The following is a 16,071-nucleotide window of genomic DNA, read 5'->3' as shown; positions in this document are numbered from 1 at the left end:
GCCTCCGCTCGGCAGGGCCACTAAAATCAGGTTACTTAACGGTAGTTAGCATTCTTGGGGAGTGAGCGTCTTGGCGGGTTCGACCGATTTCGACCTGTACCGTCCGGCCGAGGAGCACGACATGCTCCGCGAGACGATCCGTTCGCTCGCCGAGGCGAAGATCGCCCCGCATGCCGCCGCGGTGGACGAGGAGGCGCGCTTCCCGCACGAGGCGCTGAAGGCCCTGGTCGCCTCCGACCTGCACGCGGTCCACGTCCCGGAGGAGTACGGCGGCGCGGGCGCCGACGCGCTCGCCACGGTCATCGTGATCGAGGAGGTGGCCCGCGTCTGCGCGTCCTCCTCCCTCATCCCGGCCGTGAACAAGCTGGGCTCGCTCCCGGTGATCCTCTCCGGTTCCGAGGCCCTGAAGAAGAAGTACCTGGGCCCGCTGGCCAAGGGCGACGCGATGTTCTCGTACGCCCTCTCGGAGCCGGACGCCGGCTCGGACGCGGCGGGCATGAAGACCAAGGCCGAGCGCGACGGTGACTTCTGGGTCCTCAACGGCGTGAAGCGCTGGATCACCAACGCGGGCGAGTCCGAGTACTACACGGTGATGGCCGTCACCGACCCGACGAAGCGCTCCAAGGGCATCTCGGCGTTCGTCGTGGAGAAGTCCGACGAGGGCGTCTCCTTCGGCGCCCCGGAGAAGAAGCTCGGCATCAAGGGCTCCCCGACGCGCGAGGTCTACCTCGACAACGTCCGCATCCCCGCCGACCGCATGATCGGCGAGGAGGGCACCGGCTTCGCCACGGCGATGAAGACCCTGGACCACACCCGCATCACGATCGCGGCCCAGGCCCTCGGCATCGCCCAGGGTGCCCTTGACTACGCCAAGGGCTACGTCCAGGAGCGCAAGCAGTTCGGCAAGCCGATCGGCGACTTCCAGGGCATCCAGTTCATGCTCGCCGACATGGCCATGAAGCTGGAGGCGGCCCGTCAGCTCACCTACTCCGCCGCCGCCAAGTCCGAGCGCCTCGACGGCGACCTGACCTTCTTCGGCGCCGCGGCCAAGTGCTTCGCCTCCGACGTCGCCATGGAGGTCACCACGGACGCGGTGCAACTCCTCGGCGGCTACGGCTACACGCGCGACTACCCGGTGGAGCGGATGATGCGCGACGCCAAGATCACCCAGATCTACGAGGGCACGAACCAGGTCCAGCGCATCGTCATGGCCCGCAACCTGCCGTAGCGGCGGCGCTGCCCCGGTCCACGCGGAAGGCCCCCGACGCCGGGGGCCTTCCGTGCGTGCGCGGGGTCCCTCCTCGGTGAGGACGTCCTCGGCGGTGGTGGCGCGGCTGAACTACTCGAGGTCGAGTTCGGCCCAGACGGTCTTGCGGGGAGCGGGCCCGAGGGCGACGCCCCAGCGGTCGGCGAGTGCCTCGACGATCAGCAGGCCGCGCCCGTGAGCCGCGTCGTCGGCCGGGGCGGGCATGGCGCCGGGTGCGGGCGGCAGCCGCTCGGCCCTCGTGTCGGTCACCTCGATCCGTAGGAGGGTGTCGGGGCGGACGATGAGGCTCAGCCGGAAGTCACGTCCCGGTACGCGGCCATGGACGGTGGCGTTCGCTGCCAGCTCGGCGACGATGTGCGCGGCTGACTCCGTGGGAAGCCCCCAGTCACCCAGATGCGCGGTGGTGAGCAGGCGGGCGAGCCTCGCACCTCGGCGGGTGGGGGAGAGCAGCACGGTGAACTGCCGCGCGGGAGCGGAATGTTCGGTTCGGGTGATTTCTTGGGTCACGTCACTCAGCGTGGCCGCGCTTGCGTACGGTGAAAAGCGACGGAGCCGTTACGTACGGTGACTGTCCCGTCCTTGTCCGGTGCTGTCCCGGCTGTCCGGAGTGACGCGCCGGGGACAGCGCAGGTTGAGCGAGAACGGCATGCACACCGGAGGTGGAGTACGGATGAGCGTGGATGGGGCGGGTGCGGAGCGCAGGGGCGACGAAGCGGACGAGCCCGGCTGGGACGTCGACCCGGACGACGAGTCGGGGGCGGCGGTGGTTGCCGCGGTGGGGCGGCAGATCAAGGCCTGGCGGGAGTCCGCGGGAATGCGGGCCTGCGAGTTCGGGGCCGCGATCGGGTACGGGGAAGACCTCGTCTACAAGGTGGAGGGCGGCAGGCGTATCCCCCGCCCGGAGTTCCTGGACAAGTCGGACGAAGTGCTGGGCGCGGGCGGGAAGATCGCCATGATGAAGGGGGATGTGGCGGAGGTCCGGTACCCGAAGAAGGTGCGGGACCTGGCGAAGCTGGAGGCCAAGGCGGTCGAGCTGCTGTCGTACGGGAGCCATGCTCTGCACGGTCTGCTGCAGACGGCGGCCCATGCTCGTGCGCTCCTGGGGACGCGGCGACCTGCTTATTCAGCTGATGAACTGGAACGCATGTTGGCGGCGCGGATGGCTCGGCAGTCCATTCTCGACCGGCCGGCCGCTTTGGATCTCAGCTTCGTCCTGGAAGAGGCGACACTCCGCCGTCCGACCGGCGGCACAATGGTGCAACGCCAGCAGCTCGAACGCTTGTTGGAAGTAGGGGGGAGGCGGAACATCGAGATTCAGGTGATGCCGATGAGCCGCTGGGACCACCCGGGCACGGGTGGAAGGATTCAGGTACTCAAGTTCGGGGACGGCTCAGCAATGGGCCGAACCGACGACGAGTACGGAGGACGCCCCATTTCCGACCCGAGACAACTCCGAGTGCTTGAGCTGCGGTACGGCATTATCAGGGCTCAGGCTCTCCCGCCGGGAGAGTCCCTGGCCCTCATCGATGAAGTGCTGGGAGAGACATGATCCGCAAGAAAACTGCCGAGGATTCCGGCTCGCTCGTCTGGGTCAAGAGCAGCTACAGCGACACCAGCAATGGCAACGACTGTGTCGAGGTCGCGGCAGCATCGGGTGCGGTGCGCGTGCGCGACTCCAAGAACGTACCGGGCCCCCACGTCGGTTTCGGGCCGGCCGCATGGGCGGACTTCGTGGCGTACGCGGCCGGCGGCTGAGCGAGAAACGGAAAGGTCCGGACGGTTCGCCGTCCGGACCTTTCCTCGGTGCACGCGGGTCAGCTGCCCTTGACCGTGACCTTCTCGTCGTTCTTCAGCTGTTCCACGAGCTTCTTGACCTCGTCCTTGTCCCAGACCAGGTTGCCGTTCACGCTCTGGCCGGAGAGCGGGATGTTCATCGACGTGCCCTCGCCGCCGGTGACGCCCTTCATGGCGAAGAACATGTTGCCCAGCGACCAGAGCGACATGTCCTTGTCGACGATCAGCGTGTCCAGGCCCGCGCCCATCGTCGGGTAGAGCTTGAACGGGTTGAGGATCGTCGACGGGGTCGCCGTCTGGGAGGCGAGGGCCGCGAGGAACTTCTGCTGGTTCTTCGTGCGGTCCAGGTCGCTGCCCGCGAAGGCGTACCGGGTGCGGACGAAGGCGAGGGACTGCTCGCCGTTCAGCGTCTGCTTGCCGGCCTGGAAGTCGGCGCCGGACTTCTTGTCCTTGAACGCCTTGGGGATGTCCATCTCGACGCCCCCGATGGCGTCAACGATGCCGGCGAAGCCGCCGAAGCCGATCTCGACGTAGTGGTCGATGTGCAGGCCGGTGTTGAACTCGACCGTGCGGACCAGCAGTTCCGGGCCGTCCTCGGCGTAGGCGGCGTTCAGCTTCACCTGGCGGCCCGTGCCCGCGAACTTCTTGCCGGACTCGGAGCCGACGAACGAGGGGATCTCGACGTTGGAGTCACGGGGCAGCGAGATCAGCGTCGGGCCGTTGGAGCCGTCGTGGAGGATCATCATCGAGTCGGTCCGCTTGCCCTCGGCGGAGCCGGTGTGCAGCTTCTTCTTGTCCTCGGCCGTCATGCCCTCGCGGCTGTCGGAGCCCACGATCAGGTAGTTCGTGCCGTCACCCTCGCCCGGCCGCTCGATGACCTTGGAGAGGTCGACCTCGCGCTTGAGCTTGCCGTCGGCCCAGAAGTACGTGCCGATGGAGACGGCGAGCAGCACCACGACCAGGGTCAGCGCGCCGACCTTGATCCGCCGGCCCCAGTCGGGCGCCGCGCGGGGCTGCACGTAACCGCTGTCGCCGCCGCGGCCTCCGCCGCGCTGGCCGCCCTGTCCGCCGCCGTAGACCTGGCCCGTGTTGTAGCCGCTGTCGTAGCCGGGGGTCTCGCCGTAGCCGTCCGGGCCCTGGCCCTGCTGCGGCGGGATCCGGGGCGGGGACTGCGGCGGCGCGGGGCGCCGCCTGACGTGCGGCATGGCGCGGGCACTCTCGGGCTGAGAGCCGGCGCTGCCCCGCCCGTACTGCTCGCCGGGTCCGCCGTTCCGTCCTTCGGGCCAATCGCTCATGCGGACCAGTGTGCCGTCTCGACCTGTGCCTCTTACAGGGTGTACCGGGGATCGGGGCACGGCTGTTGCGAAGCTGATGCAATGCAACCCGGCGCAAGCCCCCGCATAAGGTGGACGGCATGACAGATCAGCCCCACTCGCCGGAGAGCGACATTCCGGCGAAGCCGACCTCGGCCTCCCGGACCACCCTCAGCCACATCATGACCGGCAACGACACCAACCTCCTCGGCACGGTGCACGGCGGCGTGATCATGAAGCTGGTCGACGACGCGGCGGGGGCGGTCGCTGGCCGGCACTCCGGAGGGCCGGCCGTGACGGCCTCGATGGACGAGATGGTCTTCCTGGAACCCGTCCGTGTGGGTGACCTCGTTCACGTCCGAGCTCAGGTGAACTGGACCGGCCGCTCCTCGATGGAGGTCGGCGTACGCGTCATGGCCGAGCGGTGGAACGAGTCGACCCCCGCCCAGCAGGTCGGCAGCGCCTATCTGGTGTTCGCGGCGGTTGACGAGGACGGCAAGCCGCGCCGCGTACCGCAGGTCGCCCCGGAGACGGAGCGTGACAAGCGGCGCTACCAGGAGGCCCAGATCCGCCGTACGCACCGGCTCGCCCGGCGTCGCGCGATCAAGGAGCTGCGCGAACAGCGGGCCGCCGAAGGCATCGACGACTGACCGCCCTCCCGCCGGGCTCGGGTCGTCATAGGGAAAAGACGGTCAGGTAAAAGGTGGTAAAACGGGCGCTCGGCTGTCGGTACCTTCCCTATGACCGGCCAGGGGCCAAGGGCCCCGGGCCCGGGCCGGGGTCACGGGCAGACCACCTCGTCGCCCGTCACCGTGCCGAATTCGCCACGCTGCGTGTCCTCCGCCTTCACCCGCTGCACCTCGGTGAAGTCCGAGCCCGCCGTGACCTTCATCGTCGCGCCCTGCCCCTTCACCGCCTTGAGCTCGCACCCGGGCAGCGCGGTGGCCAGGGACTTCGCCGACCGGTCCCAGCGCGGGTCGTAGGTGACCAGGGTCCGCCGCAGGTCCTGCGGTCCGCCGTTGAGCGGGGCGCGGGTGGTGTCGAAGCCGGTGCCGCGCAGTGCCGCGTCGACCTTCTGGCCGAGCCCGTCCTTCGGTGTCCCGTTGTAGACCTGCACGCGGATCTGTTCCGGGGCCACGCCGACGGGCGTCGCCCGGGGCCGCTTCGGCAGGTGCGGGGCGAGCGGCTGGTCCTCGCGCAGCGACTGGAACATCTTCTTCGACTTCTCGGCGTCCCACTTCACGGTGGAGCCGATGCCCTTGACCTGGTAGCTCTCGTCCTCGACGGGGACGGAGGCGAATTCGGAGGAGGCCGGGGTGAAGCCGCGCATGGCCTTGCCGAGCTCCAGCATCTGGTCCGTGCCGAACCCCTTGTCGGCGCGGACCGATTCGAGCATCGTCGAGGCGACCCGCTGGAATTTCATGGGGTTCATCAGCACACCGCTGCTGGTCGTCTGCTCGATCAGCGCGGCCATGAACTTCTGCTGGCGCTGCATCCGGCCCAGGTCGGCCGCGCCGTCGAGATGCCGGGAGCGTACGTACTGGAGTGCCTGGCCGCCGTCGAGTTCGTGGGTGCCCGCGGCGAGGTCCAGGCCGGTGTAGGAGTCCTTGAGCGGCTTGGCGGTGCAGATCTCCACCCCGCCGAGGGTGTCCACCGTCTTCATGAAGCTGGTGAAGTCGATCTCCAGATAGTGGTCGATCTTGACCCCCGTCATCTGCTCGACGGTCCGCACCGTCAGATGGGGGCCGCCCTCCGCGTAGGCGGCGTTCAGCTTCACCGGATGGGAGGCGTGCTCCTTGCCGGTGGTGCCGTCGGTGTGGGCCGGGAGCTCGGCGTAACTGTCGCGCGGGAGGCTGACGACGCTGGCCCGCTGCTTGTCGGCGGAGACATGGACGAGCATCAGGGTGTCGGTGCAGTGGCAGGGTGCGCCGCCCAGCTTGTACTTCTCCTTCTCGGCCGCGCTGATCCGGTCGCGGCCGTCGGTGCCGACGAGCAGGAAGTTCATGCCGTGGCCGCCCTGGGGGCGGTTCTTCATGTCCTTGAACGGGTCGACCCGGCCGATCCCCGTCTCCAGACCGCTGACCACGGCATGGCCGATCCCGCCGGCGCCGAGCACCAGCACGGACAGCCCGGTGACGACCCGCATGCCCCACCGGGGCGGCGGCTTACGCCCGCCGGCCCGGCTCCGACCGGCGGCGCGGCCGCGGGTTCCGGGCCGCCGTGACGGACCGCGCTGCGGGGGAGCGGTCCGGGGGTGCGGTGGACGGGGCGATCGGTGCGGCGTGGGCACGAGGGACACCTCCGCGGTACGAGTGGGACTTTCGCACCGTAGGCCCATACGATCTACAGACTGGGAGGCGCGCGCCGCCGTCCCCCGTTCGCGGTAACGTGGCGGCCGAGTCACGCCGCCTCCTGGGGTGCGAGAACCCCCGGAACCCTGGCACCCCCGAGGACCCCCCGAGGACCACATGTCTGCCGCGCAGTACCCCGCCGTCTCCGTGATCATGCCGGTGCTCAACGAGGAACGCCATCTCAGGAACTCGGTCCGGCACATCCTGGAGCAGGAGTACGCCGGTGAGATGGAGGTGGTGATCGCCCTCGGCCCGTCGAACGACCGTACGGACGAGATCGCCGCCGAGCTGGTCCGGGAGGACTCCCGGGTCCACACCGTCCCCAACCCGACCGGCCGGACCCCGGCCGCGCTCAACGCCGCGATCAAGGCGTCACATCACCCGATCGTGGTACGGGTCGACGGCCACGGCATGCTCTCGCCGAACTACATCGCGACGGCGGTCCGGCTCCTGGAGGAGACGGGCGCGCAGAACGTCGGCGGCATCATGCACGCCGAGGGCGAGAACGCCTGGGAGGACGCCGTCGCCGCCGCGATGACCTCGAAGATCGGTGTCGGCAACGCGGCCTTCCACACCGGGGGCAAGGCGGGCCCGGCCGAGACCGTGTATCTGGGGGTCTTCCGCCGCGAGGCCCTGGAACGCGCCGACGGCTACAACGTGGAGTTCATCCGCGCCCAGGACTGGGAGCTGAACTTCCGGATCCGTGAGGCGGGCGGCCTGATCTGGTTCTCCCCCGAGCTGAAGGTGCAGTACCGCCCGCGGCCCAGCGTCCGCGCCCTCTCCAAGCAGTACAAGGAGTACGGCCGCTGGCGTCACGTCGTGGCCCGCTACCACCCCGGTTCGATCAACCTGCGCTACCTGGCCCCGCCGACCGCCGTCTGTGCCATCGCTGCGGGCATCGTCGTGGGCGCAGCCGTCACCCCGTGGGCGTTCGTCGTGCCGGCCGGGTACGTCGCGGCCGTGGTCGCGGGGTCGCTGCCCGCCGGGAAGGGGCTGTCGCTGAAGGCACGGGCACAGATCCCGGTGGCGCTGGCCACCATGCACATGTCCTGGGGATACGGCTTCCTGACCAGCCCCCGCTCGCTGGCGAAGAAGGTCATCGCCAGCCGCCGCCCGTCCCTGCGGGAGCAGCCGGCCTGATCGCCGTACCCACGTGAAGGGAGAAGGGCCCCGCCGTCGCCGGTGGGGCCCTTCCTCATGTCGAAGCCGTCACCAGGTGAAACTCGGGTTGACCTGCATGCAGGCCTGCTCGTCCGCCCCGTTGAGGGGGTTCGCCGAGTCCGGCGTCTTCTCCTCGGCGGCCTTCGCGGGGTACGCCCCGTCCTCGCGCCAGTCGGCGCCCACGGCCAGGACGATGCCCGAGACATCGGTCGACTTCTTCACCTGCGACACCGGGATCCCGAGAGCCTTGGCGACCGCCTGGGCGTCGCCCTCCATGTCCGCGCTGGGGTACAGGAGCCCGGTCGTGGCAGCCGCTTCGACGTTCTGCGAGTCGACCGTCGTCTTGGCGAAGCCCGCCTCCGTGAGCAGCCCCTGGACCGCGCTCGCACGGCCCTGGACGGTGCCGAGGGTGTCCGTGGAGGTCGCGTTGCGCACACTGACCGCGATCTCGGCGGCCGGTGCGGCCTCGTCCTTCACCACGGGCGTCTTGCGCTTAGACGCCTTGCCGTCCAGCGGGACGTCCTCGCGGATCATGCGGAACACCTGCTCGGCCTCGTCGGGCTTCGGATACACCCGGCCCGCGAAGTTGCCCGTGCCGTAGACGTTCGGCATGGTCGTCATGGTGATGCGGTCGGTCGGGGCCTTCTTGAGCTCCTCGGCCAGGTCGTACAGCTTCTTGACGGTGTCGAGGCCCTTGTCCACCGTCAGCGCGCTGGTGGCCGCCTCGGCGAGGTCCATCAGCTTCACGGGGTCGGTGAGCTTGGTGCCCTTGCGGAGCTCACGGACCATCGAGTTCAGGTACTGGTGCTGGGCCTTGGTCCGGCCGAGGTCCGTGTTGTCCTCGAAGCCGTACCGCGTGCGCAGCCACTGGAGGGCCTGCTTGCCCTTGACGGAGGTGGTGCCCTTCTCCAGCTTCAGCCCCGAACCCTTGCCGTCGCTGGTGTGCGAGTACACGTTGGCGTCGACACAGACCGGGACGCCGCCGACCGCGTCGGCCATCGAGACCACACCCGCGAAGTCGATCATCATGAAGTGGTCGATGGTGATGCCGGTGAGCTCGTACCAGGCGGCCACCGTGCACCCCGGGCCGCCGCGGCCCAGGCTCTGGTTGGTCTGGACGTCGACGGTGCTCGCCGGGTAGACCTTGCCGGACTCGGGGTCGGTGCACTTGGGCATCTTCAGCATGGTGTCGCGCGGCATGCTGATGACCGAGATGTTGCTGCGGTCCGCGGAGAGGTGGAGCAGCATCTGCACGTCGGCGAGCGGGGTACCGCCGAAGGTCTCCTTCGCGCCGCCCAGCTTCTGGTTGGCCGTGGAGTCCCGGGCGTCGGATCCGATGAGCAGGATGTTCAGAGGTGTCTGCCCGGCGGCGTTGGCCTTGTGGTCGGCCATCTGCTTGTCGCCGAGGGTCAGGTCCTCTTTCTTGATGTTGCCGTTGAGGTGCTTGTAGTACACGTAACCGGCGCCGCCGGTGCCGAGTATGAGCAGGGCGAGAACGGATGACGCCCAGCGCAGCACCCGTCGTCTACCGCCTTTGGCGGCCCGCCGCGCACTGCGGTCGTTCTCCGCCGCCCCCTGTCCGGGCACCGGCGGAGCCGCGTCGTCCCCGCCGTCGCCCGGCGGCTCGTCGTGCCGGCCGCGCGGCCGTGTCTCCTCCCCGCGCATGCTGCTCCGTCCCACCAGGACCCCCCTGTTCCTCAGAATTCCGTTGTGGCGCGAGGACCCGTTGTCACTTCGCGCTTTCCGCCTCGTCGGCGCTTTCCTCTGTATGTCTTCCGGCGTGTACGCCGAGGTGGTCCTGTCGGTCCGTGTCGTGTCGTGGGGAGTCGCGGACAGGCCCCCGCGACCGGGGCGATGCGGTGTACGGGAAAGACCGGGTCGATTTCCTTCGCCCGCCCACGGCCGTGCGCTGCCTGATGGCCGCGTCCGCCGGATCGCGTCACACTATCCGGCGGAATCGACCACGGGGGATGCGCGTGACCCCCTCCACGCCCTTTGAACCCGGGCATTCCGCCTATTCCGCTCCGATTGCCGTCCATGACGTGCGAATTGTTTTACGAGCCGCACAGGTCATCCGCGGCATTCGACCCTGAATAGGTGGGTGCGGGGGTCGGGCCGGCCTCCGATTCTGCGGGCTTCCGACCGGACGCCTCCTTGTCGGAGCTGTGATCTGCCTGTGAATCCCCGGAATTGATATCGGTGCCCGGGACCACGGTGACGGGCTGGTCCTTGCGCAGCTGCGTGAACAGCCGGTCCGCGTCCGGCTGCACGAGTTCGTCGCGGTTCGCGTTGGCGTGGTACGCCCTCCGGGGCACGGTCAGGAACTGCACCTTCTCCGTCGGCACGTTCCGCATCCCGCGCACCAGGTCGTAGAGGTCCCTCAGGGAGTCGAGGCCCGGGTCCGTGGTGAGTGACTTGGTCGCCGCGTCCAGCACCGGATAGAGCCGCGTCGGGTTCAGCAGCACCCCGTTGCTCTGCATCTTGTTGACGAGGGCACCCAGGAACTTCTGCTGACGGTCCATGCGCTCGGTGTCGCTGCCGTCGCCGATCGACTTGCGGGCCCGTACGTATCCCAGGGCCTCCTCGCCTTCGAGTGTCTGGCGGCCGGCGGGGAGCCGGAGGTGGGCGTCGGCGTCGTCGACCGGTTCCTTGAGGCAGACCTCGACACCGTCCACGGCGTCGACCATGTCCTTGAAGCCGTTGAAGTCGATGACCATGTGGTGGTCGACGCGAATGCCCGTCATCTTCTCGACCGTACGGATCGTGCAGGCCGTGCCACCCAGCTCGAAGGCTGAGTTGAACTGGGCGAACCGCGCCCCCGTGGCCTTGTCGTCGGTCGTGTGGCAGCTGGGGATCTCGGCCATCAGATCGCGCGGGATCGACACCGCCGTCGCACTCCCGCGGTCGGCCGCGAGGTGCAGCAGGATCGTGGTGTCCGACCGCTGACTGCCGCCGTCGTCCCGCCCGTACGCGCTGTTGTCGCCGGAGCGGGTGTCGGAGCCGATGAGGAGGATGTTCTGGGCGTCCCGCGCGATGGGCAGCGGGCGCTCCTTCTCGTACGCCTTGAGCTCGGCGGCGGCGCTCGTGTCGGTCGTGATGTTGCCGTCGAGCTTCTTGTACAGCCACCACCCGGCCCCGGCCGCGACCAGCACCAGGAGCGAGGCCCCGAGGGCGGTCCACCGGAGCCAGTGGCGCCTGGGGGGCCGCGGTCCGCGCTCGGGCCGCCGTCCCCAGGTCCCGGCGGCCCCGGTGGTCGTGGCGGCGTCCCGCGACCCGTCCTCCGGTGCGTCCCCGGCCGGGTCGTCCGGGCGGTCCTGTTCGGCCGGGGTACCGGGGCTGTCGCTCACGTCTGCGTCCATCCTTCACGTTCGGCGGCACGAGGGGCCGCCGGTCGCAGGAGTAGACGGCTGAACCTCACGCTTGGTTGTGCATGTCAGGTGGCGTTCCCGGCGGTGCTTCGTACCGCCCGATCATGTACCGCCGTCGATGCCCAGGCCCGGGGGCTCGGCCCGACCTGGGCCGGACGAGTGGCCCTCAGGAGGTTTGTCATACCGCGCACCTGTCATGCGGCCCGTCCGCCGGGCCCCGTGTCCGTCAGACCGCGGTCCCGGTGACCCGTTCGCTCTCGACGCGCTTGGCCAGTCCGTCCTCGTCCAGCCGGTCGAGGTGACGGCACAGGACCACGGAGGCGCCTGCGGCCAGCGGCGCGAAGAGCCCGGCGGACAGCCCCTCCCAGGTGTCGTACGTACGCCCCGTCAGCAGCCTGGATCCCGGGCCCAGTCCCAGCTCCGCGGCGTCCTCGCGGGCCCGCGCGACCAGCTGGTCCGCCGTCAGGACGGAGCCGCCGACGGTCAGCGCGGGGGCCGCCGGGTCCACCGGTGCGTACGGGGCGAAGCGGTCGCCCTGGCCCGGCACCTCCACGGCGTAGTCCCCGAACCCCTCGGGAGGCTGCGGGAATCGGCCGCCCAGCGGGCGCAGGGCCAGCGCGATCCGCTCGCCGCGGCAGGCGCGGGCCCGGTCGAGCGTGTCAGGTCCGCTGACGACGAGGTCGGCGGACGCCGGGTCGCCCTGTACCTCGGCGACGACGCCCACCGAGGAGCAGGCGAGCAGCCAGACGGCCGACTGCCAGTGGGCGGGGAGCAGCAGAGCGAGCCGGTCGCCCGGCTCGGCGGCCAGGTCGCCCTGGAGCAGATTGGCGGTCTTGGCCACCCAATTGGCGAACGTGGCCACCGACAGTTCGACGCGCTCTCCGGTTGCGTCGTCGTAGAAGGTGACGAGGGGGCGGGCCGGGTCCGCGGCGAGCGCGGATCGCAGCAGGTCGGCGGGGGTGCGATCACTGGCGTTCATCCGCGCAAGGGTACGCGGCGGCGCCGGGCCGGCAGGGCGTGACGGGTACCCGGTACACCGGTTCGGCAGACGGTGCGTCAGGTGGGGGCGCCCTTACTCCAGTAGCCGGAAATGCCTGACTCTGACAAGGATTTCCTGTATGCGTGCACTTCTTGCAACCTCGATCGGCGTCACCTGCGCGACGGCACTCACCCTCCCGCTCGCCGCGCCCGCACCCGCCGCCCCCGTCCAGGCCCCGGTCGCACAAGCGCCCGCGGCCGCACCCGCCGAGCCCGCGGGCTCGACCCAGTCCCTGCCCCTGCGGCCGCTCACCGACGCGACGCCGCGGGCCTCCGGCCGGCCCACCGGATCCATGGACCCCACGGCGCCGCAAGGGCTGCTCCGGCGGGACTCGCACCGCTTCTCGCTCGTCGGCGTGGTCTGGGACGACGCCGACACCGAACTGCACGGCACCGTCCAGGTCCGTACCCGAGCGACCGGCACCACCACCTGGTCCGGCTGGCAGTCGCTGGAGACCCACAACACCGACCACGCAGCCGACGCGGGCAGCCCGGAGCGTGAATCGGGCACGGTGCGCGGCTCCACCGCCCCCCTCTGGGTCGGCGACTCGGACGGTGTGGAGGTACGCGTACGGTCCGGGAACACCGGGCCGAGAGGCGCCGCCGCACCCCTGCCCTCGGGCCTCCAGGTGGAACTCGTCGACCCGGGTGAGGACCCGGAGCAGCCGCGCGCCGACGGCACCCCGGCCCCCGGCACACCGTCGGCCGTCGCACCCTCGCCGGGTACCGCGACGCCCGCCACGGCCATCCAGCCCGGAGCCCTCCCGGAGTCCGCGGGTCTCATCCTGGCCGCGGCGGAGAGCTCCGCGGTCAACGCCGACCTCGCCCCGCTGGGCGCCTCCGAGATCGCCCCGCTGAGCAAGGCCGAGTCGGAGGAGCAGGCGGTCGTCGCGGCCGGTGCCAAGCCGTACGTGGGGCCGCGCCCGGGCATCGTCACCCGTAAGGGCTGGGGCGCCGACGAGAGCCTGCGCGAACGGAACTTCGCCTACACCTCGACAGTCAAGGCCGCGTTCGTCCACCACAGCGCCACCGGCAACAACTACACCTGCGCCCAGGCACCGTCCGTCCTGCGCAGCATCTACCGCTACCACGTCAAGAGCAGCGGCTGGCGGGACTTCGGCTACAACTTCGCCATCGACAAGTGCGGCAAGATCTACGAGGGACGCGCCGGGGGCGTGTCGAGAGCGGTCCTCGGGGCCCACACCCTCGGTTTCAACACGAACAGCATGGGCATCGCCGTACTCGGGACCTACAGCTCGAAGAATCCGCCCGCCGCCGCGGTCACCGCGGTCGCCAAACTCACCGCGTGGAAGCTCGGTCTGTTCGGCCGCAACCCCAGGGGCAAGGTGACGCTCGTCTCCGGGGGCAGCGGCAAGTACAAGAAGGGCGCGAAGGCCAATCTGCACGTCATCTCCGGGCACCGCGACGGGTTCGCAACCGAATGCCCCGGAATTCGTCTCTACAAGAAGCTCGGCACGGCCCGGACCACTTCGGCGAAGCTGCAGGGCCGCTGACCGGGAGGGCTCCGAACGGTCTGCATACACTGGCCAGCCGAACGAGGCCCGGCCCCAGCAGGAAGCAGAGACGGTGCTGTGACAGAGGCAAAAGAAGCGATCCTCCTGGTCGGTGGCAAGGGCACCCGGCTGCGTCCGCTCACGGTGCACACCCCGAAGCCCATGGTGCCCGCGGCGGGCGTGCCGTTCCTCACGCACCAGCTGGCGCGCGCCAGGGCTGCCGGGGTGGAGCACATCGTGCTCGCGACGTCCTACCTCGCGGAGGTTTTCGAACCGTACTTCGGTGACGGTTCGTCGCTCGGCCTCTCCATCGAGTACGTCACCGAGGACGAACCCCTCGGTACCGGCGGAGCCATCCGCAACGTGGCGTCGCGGCTGGCCTCGGGCCCGGACGAACCCGTCATCGTGTTCAACGGGGACATCCTCACCGGCCTCGACATCCGGGCCTTGGTCGCCGCGCACGCCACCTCGGGGGCGGACGTCTCCCTGCACCTCACGAGGGTGGAGGACCCGCGCGCCTTCGGTCTCGTACCGACGGACGGCACCGGCAGGGTGACGGCCTTCCTGGAGAAGCCGCAGACACCCGAGGAGATAGTCACCGACCAGATCAACGCGGGGGCGTACGTCTTCCGCAGGTCGGTCATCGACACCGTCCCGGCGGGGCGGCCGGTCTCCGTGGAGCGCGAGACCTTCCCCGGCCTGCTGGCCGACGGCGCCCATCTGCAGGGCATGGTGGACTCCACGTACTGGCTGGACCTCGGCACCCCGCAGGCGTTCGTACGCGGCTCGGCCGACCTGGTCCTCGGCCGCGCGCCGTCGCCCGCGATCCCCGGCCGCTGCGGCGACCGTCTCGTCCTGCCCACCGCCTCCGTGGCCGCCGACGCCAAGCTCACCGGCGGTACGGTCATCGGCGAGGGCGCGCTGATCGGCGCGGGCGCCAGGATCTCGGGCTCCACCGTGCTGGAAGGCGCCGTCGTGGAACCGGGCGCGGTGATCACCGACTCGCTGGTCGGAGCAGGCGCCCGCATCGGCAGCCGCTCGGTCCTCACGGGCGCGGTGATCGGCGACGGCGCCCAGGTCGGCGCGGACAACGAGCTGCGCGACGGCATCCGCGTCTGGTGCGGCGCGGTCCTCCCGGCCGGCGCGGTCCGCTTCTCGTCCGACCAGTGAACGGTCCCGGCGCCGGGACCGCCGCCGCAGGTGAGGCCGTACCCTCGACAGGTACCCCCTGACGACCGAGGACCTCACCCGTGGCAGGACGCTTCGTACCCCGCACCACCGCCGTGCCCCGACAGGAGCCGGCGTCGGCGGAGGACTGCGCACCGCCGCGGACCCGGACCTGGACCCCGCCGGGGCCGCTCGACCTCCGGCTGGTCCTGAGCCCCCTGCGGCGCGGCCCGGCGGACCCCGCCTACCGGGCGCTGCCCGACGGAACGTTCTGGCGTGCCACCCGCACGCCCGCCGGTCCCGGCACCCTGCGCGTCTCGGCGTCCCGCGACGGCGTGATCCACGCGGCGGCCTGGGGCCAGGGCTCACAGTGGCTCCTGGACGGGCTCCCGGCACTGCTCGGCGCGGACGACACCCCGGAAGCCTTCCGCCCCCGCCACCGGCTGCTCGCGCTGACCCAGCGCGGCAGGCCCGGTCTGCGTCTGCTGCGCACCGGGCTGGTCATGGAGTCGCTGATCCCCTCGGTCCTGGAACAGAAGGTCACCACCGACGAGGCCTACCGCGCCTGGCGGCTGCTGGTCCGCACCTACGGCACCCCCGCCCCCGGCCCCGCGGACCAGGCGTTCGGCACGTACGGCCTGTACGTCATGCCGGACGCCAGGGCCTGGTCGCTGATCCCGTCCTGGGAGTGGCACCGCGCGGGTGTGGACGCCAAGCGCTCCGCCACGATCCTGCGCGCGGTCCGGGTGGCCCGGCGCATGGAGGAGGCGGCCGCGATGGAGCTCCCGGAGGCGATGGCCCGGCTGCAGCTGATCCCGGGCATCGGCCCCTGGACGGCGGCGGAGACCCTGCAGCGCTCGAACGGCGCGGCCGACGCGGTGACGGTCGGCGACCTCCACCTGCCGGGCATCGTGGGCCACGCGCTCGCGGACAACAGGAACGCCGACGACGAGGAGATGCTGGCGCTCCTCGCCCCGTACGAGGGCCAGCGCCACCGCGCGACCCGCCTGATCATGCTCTCGGGCCGCACCCCGGCCCGCCGGGCCCCCCGGATGACACCGCGTGACATCGCCCGGCTGTGACCGGCGGGCCCGGGGC

The 16,071-nt window shown here is 70.5% G+C and carries 14 protein-coding genes; 8 read left to right on the top strand and 6 right to left on the bottom strand.

The window, feature by feature from the left end; all coding sequences use genetic code 11:
* Positions 1-70: 70 nt before the first annotated feature.
* Positions 71-1,228, top strand: a complete 1,158-nt coding sequence (locus ABT001_RS00160; protein WP_351270696.1) for an acyl-CoA dehydrogenase — start codon at positions 71-73, stop codon at positions 1,226-1,228.
* A 111-nt stretch (positions 1,229-1,339) separates the two neighbouring features.
* On the opposite strand, the gene ABT001_RS00155 is transcribed toward ABT001_RS00160, so the two are convergent.
* On the bottom strand, positions 1,340-1,774 hold the full coding sequence (locus tag ABT001_RS00155; RefSeq protein ID WP_351269979.1) for an ATP-binding protein: 435 nt from the start codon (positions 1,772-1,774) through the stop codon (positions 1,340-1,342).
* Positions 1,775-1,937: 163 nt separating this feature from the next.
* Between ABT001_RS00155 and ABT001_RS00150 the strand changes: the two genes are divergently transcribed.
* Positions 1,938-2,816 (top strand): helix-turn-helix domain-containing protein, encoded by an 879-nt coding sequence (locus ABT001_RS00150; protein WP_351269976.1) that lies wholly within the window; start codon positions 1,938-1,940, stop codon positions 2,814-2,816.
* The gene (locus ABT001_RS00145) at positions 2,813-3,022 is read left to right on the top strand and encodes a DUF397 domain-containing protein (RefSeq protein WP_351269974.1); all 210 of its coding nucleotides are present in this window, start codon (positions 2,813-2,815) and stop codon (positions 3,020-3,022) included. The genes ABT001_RS00150 and ABT001_RS00145 overlap by 4 nt, the downstream gene beginning before the upstream one ends.
* A 59-nt stretch (positions 3,023-3,081) precedes the next feature.
* On the opposite strand, the gene ABT001_RS00140 is transcribed toward ABT001_RS00145, so the two are convergent.
* Positions 3,082-4,356 (bottom strand): LCP family protein, encoded by a 1,275-nt coding sequence (locus tag ABT001_RS00140; protein WP_351269971.1) that lies wholly within the window; start codon positions 4,354-4,356, stop codon positions 3,082-3,084.
* Positions 4,357-4,475: 119 nt separating this feature from the next.
* Here ABT001_RS00140 and ABT001_RS00135 point away from each other — a divergent pair, with 119 nt between their 5' ends.
* Positions 4,476-5,024, top strand: coding sequence for an acyl-CoA thioesterase (locus ABT001_RS00135; RefSeq protein ID WP_351269969.1), 549 nt, complete (start codon positions 4,476-4,478; stop codon positions 5,022-5,024).
* A gap of 131 nt (positions 5,025-5,155) precedes the next feature.
* Here the strand turns inward: ABT001_RS00135 and ABT001_RS00130 are convergent, their stop codons facing one another.
* Positions 5,156-6,664 carry an LCP family protein gene (locus ABT001_RS00130; RefSeq protein WP_502967387.1) on the bottom strand — a complete coding sequence of 503 codons (1,509 nt, stop codon included), beginning with the start codon at positions 6,662-6,664 and terminating at the stop codon, positions 5,156-5,158.
* Positions 6,665-6,842: 178 nt separating this feature from the next.
* On the opposite strand from ABT001_RS00130, the gene ABT001_RS00125 reads away from it, so the two are divergent.
* Positions 6,843-7,865, top strand: a complete 1,023-nt coding sequence (locus ABT001_RS00125; protein ID WP_351269964.1) for a glycosyltransferase family 2 protein — start codon at positions 6,843-6,845, stop codon at positions 7,863-7,865.
* Positions 7,866-7,934: 69 nt separating this feature from the next.
* Here the strand turns inward: ABT001_RS00125 and ABT001_RS00120 are convergent, their stop codons facing one another.
* The 3 genes from ABT001_RS00120 to ABT001_RS00110 form a co-directional block, all read right to left on the bottom strand.
* A complete protein-coding gene (locus ABT001_RS00120; RefSeq protein WP_351269962.1) occupies positions 7,935-9,566 on the bottom strand; it encodes an LCP family protein in 1,632 nt (543 codons plus the stop codon).
* A 374-nt stretch (positions 9,567-9,940) separates the two neighbouring features.
* Positions 9,941-11,245: an LCP family protein gene (locus tag ABT001_RS00115; protein WP_351269959.1), complete on the bottom strand. Its 1,305-nt coding sequence runs from the start codon at positions 11,243-11,245 to the stop codon at positions 9,941-9,943.
* Positions 11,246-11,480: 235 nt separating this feature from the next.
* Complete coding sequence (locus tag ABT001_RS00110; RefSeq protein ID WP_351269957.1) at positions 11,481-12,233, bottom strand: TIGR03089 family protein; 753 nt, start codon at positions 12,231-12,233, stop codon at positions 11,481-11,483.
* A 139-nt stretch (positions 12,234-12,372) separates the two neighbouring features.
* Here ABT001_RS00110 and ABT001_RS00105 point away from each other — a divergent pair, with 139 nt between their 5' ends.
* From ABT001_RS00105 to ABT001_RS00095, 3 genes are all read left to right on the top strand, one after another.
* Complete coding sequence (locus ABT001_RS00105; protein ID WP_351269955.1) at positions 12,373-13,806, top strand: N-acetylmuramoyl-L-alanine amidase; 1,434 nt, start codon at positions 12,373-12,375, stop codon at positions 13,804-13,806.
* Positions 13,807-13,884: 78 nt separating this feature from the next.
* Positions 13,885-14,976 (top strand): mannose-1-phosphate guanylyltransferase, encoded by a 1,092-nt coding sequence (manB, locus tag ABT001_RS00100; RefSeq protein ID WP_351269953.1) that lies wholly within the window; start codon positions 13,885-13,887, stop codon positions 14,974-14,976.
* 80 nt (positions 14,977-15,056) lie between these two features.
* Complete coding sequence (locus tag ABT001_RS00095; protein ID WP_502967386.1) at positions 15,057-16,055, top strand: DNA-3-methyladenine glycosylase family protein; 999 nt, start codon at positions 15,057-15,059, stop codon at positions 16,053-16,055.
* The last annotated feature ends 16 nt before the right edge of the window (positions 16,056-16,071 follow it).

The sequence above is a fragment of the Streptomyces sp. NPDC002793 genome (assembly GCF_040295485.1).
GTDB lineage: Bacteria > Actinomycetota > Actinomycetes > Streptomycetales > Streptomycetaceae > Streptomyces.
This window is presented reverse-complemented; position numbering and strand designations above follow the sequence as displayed.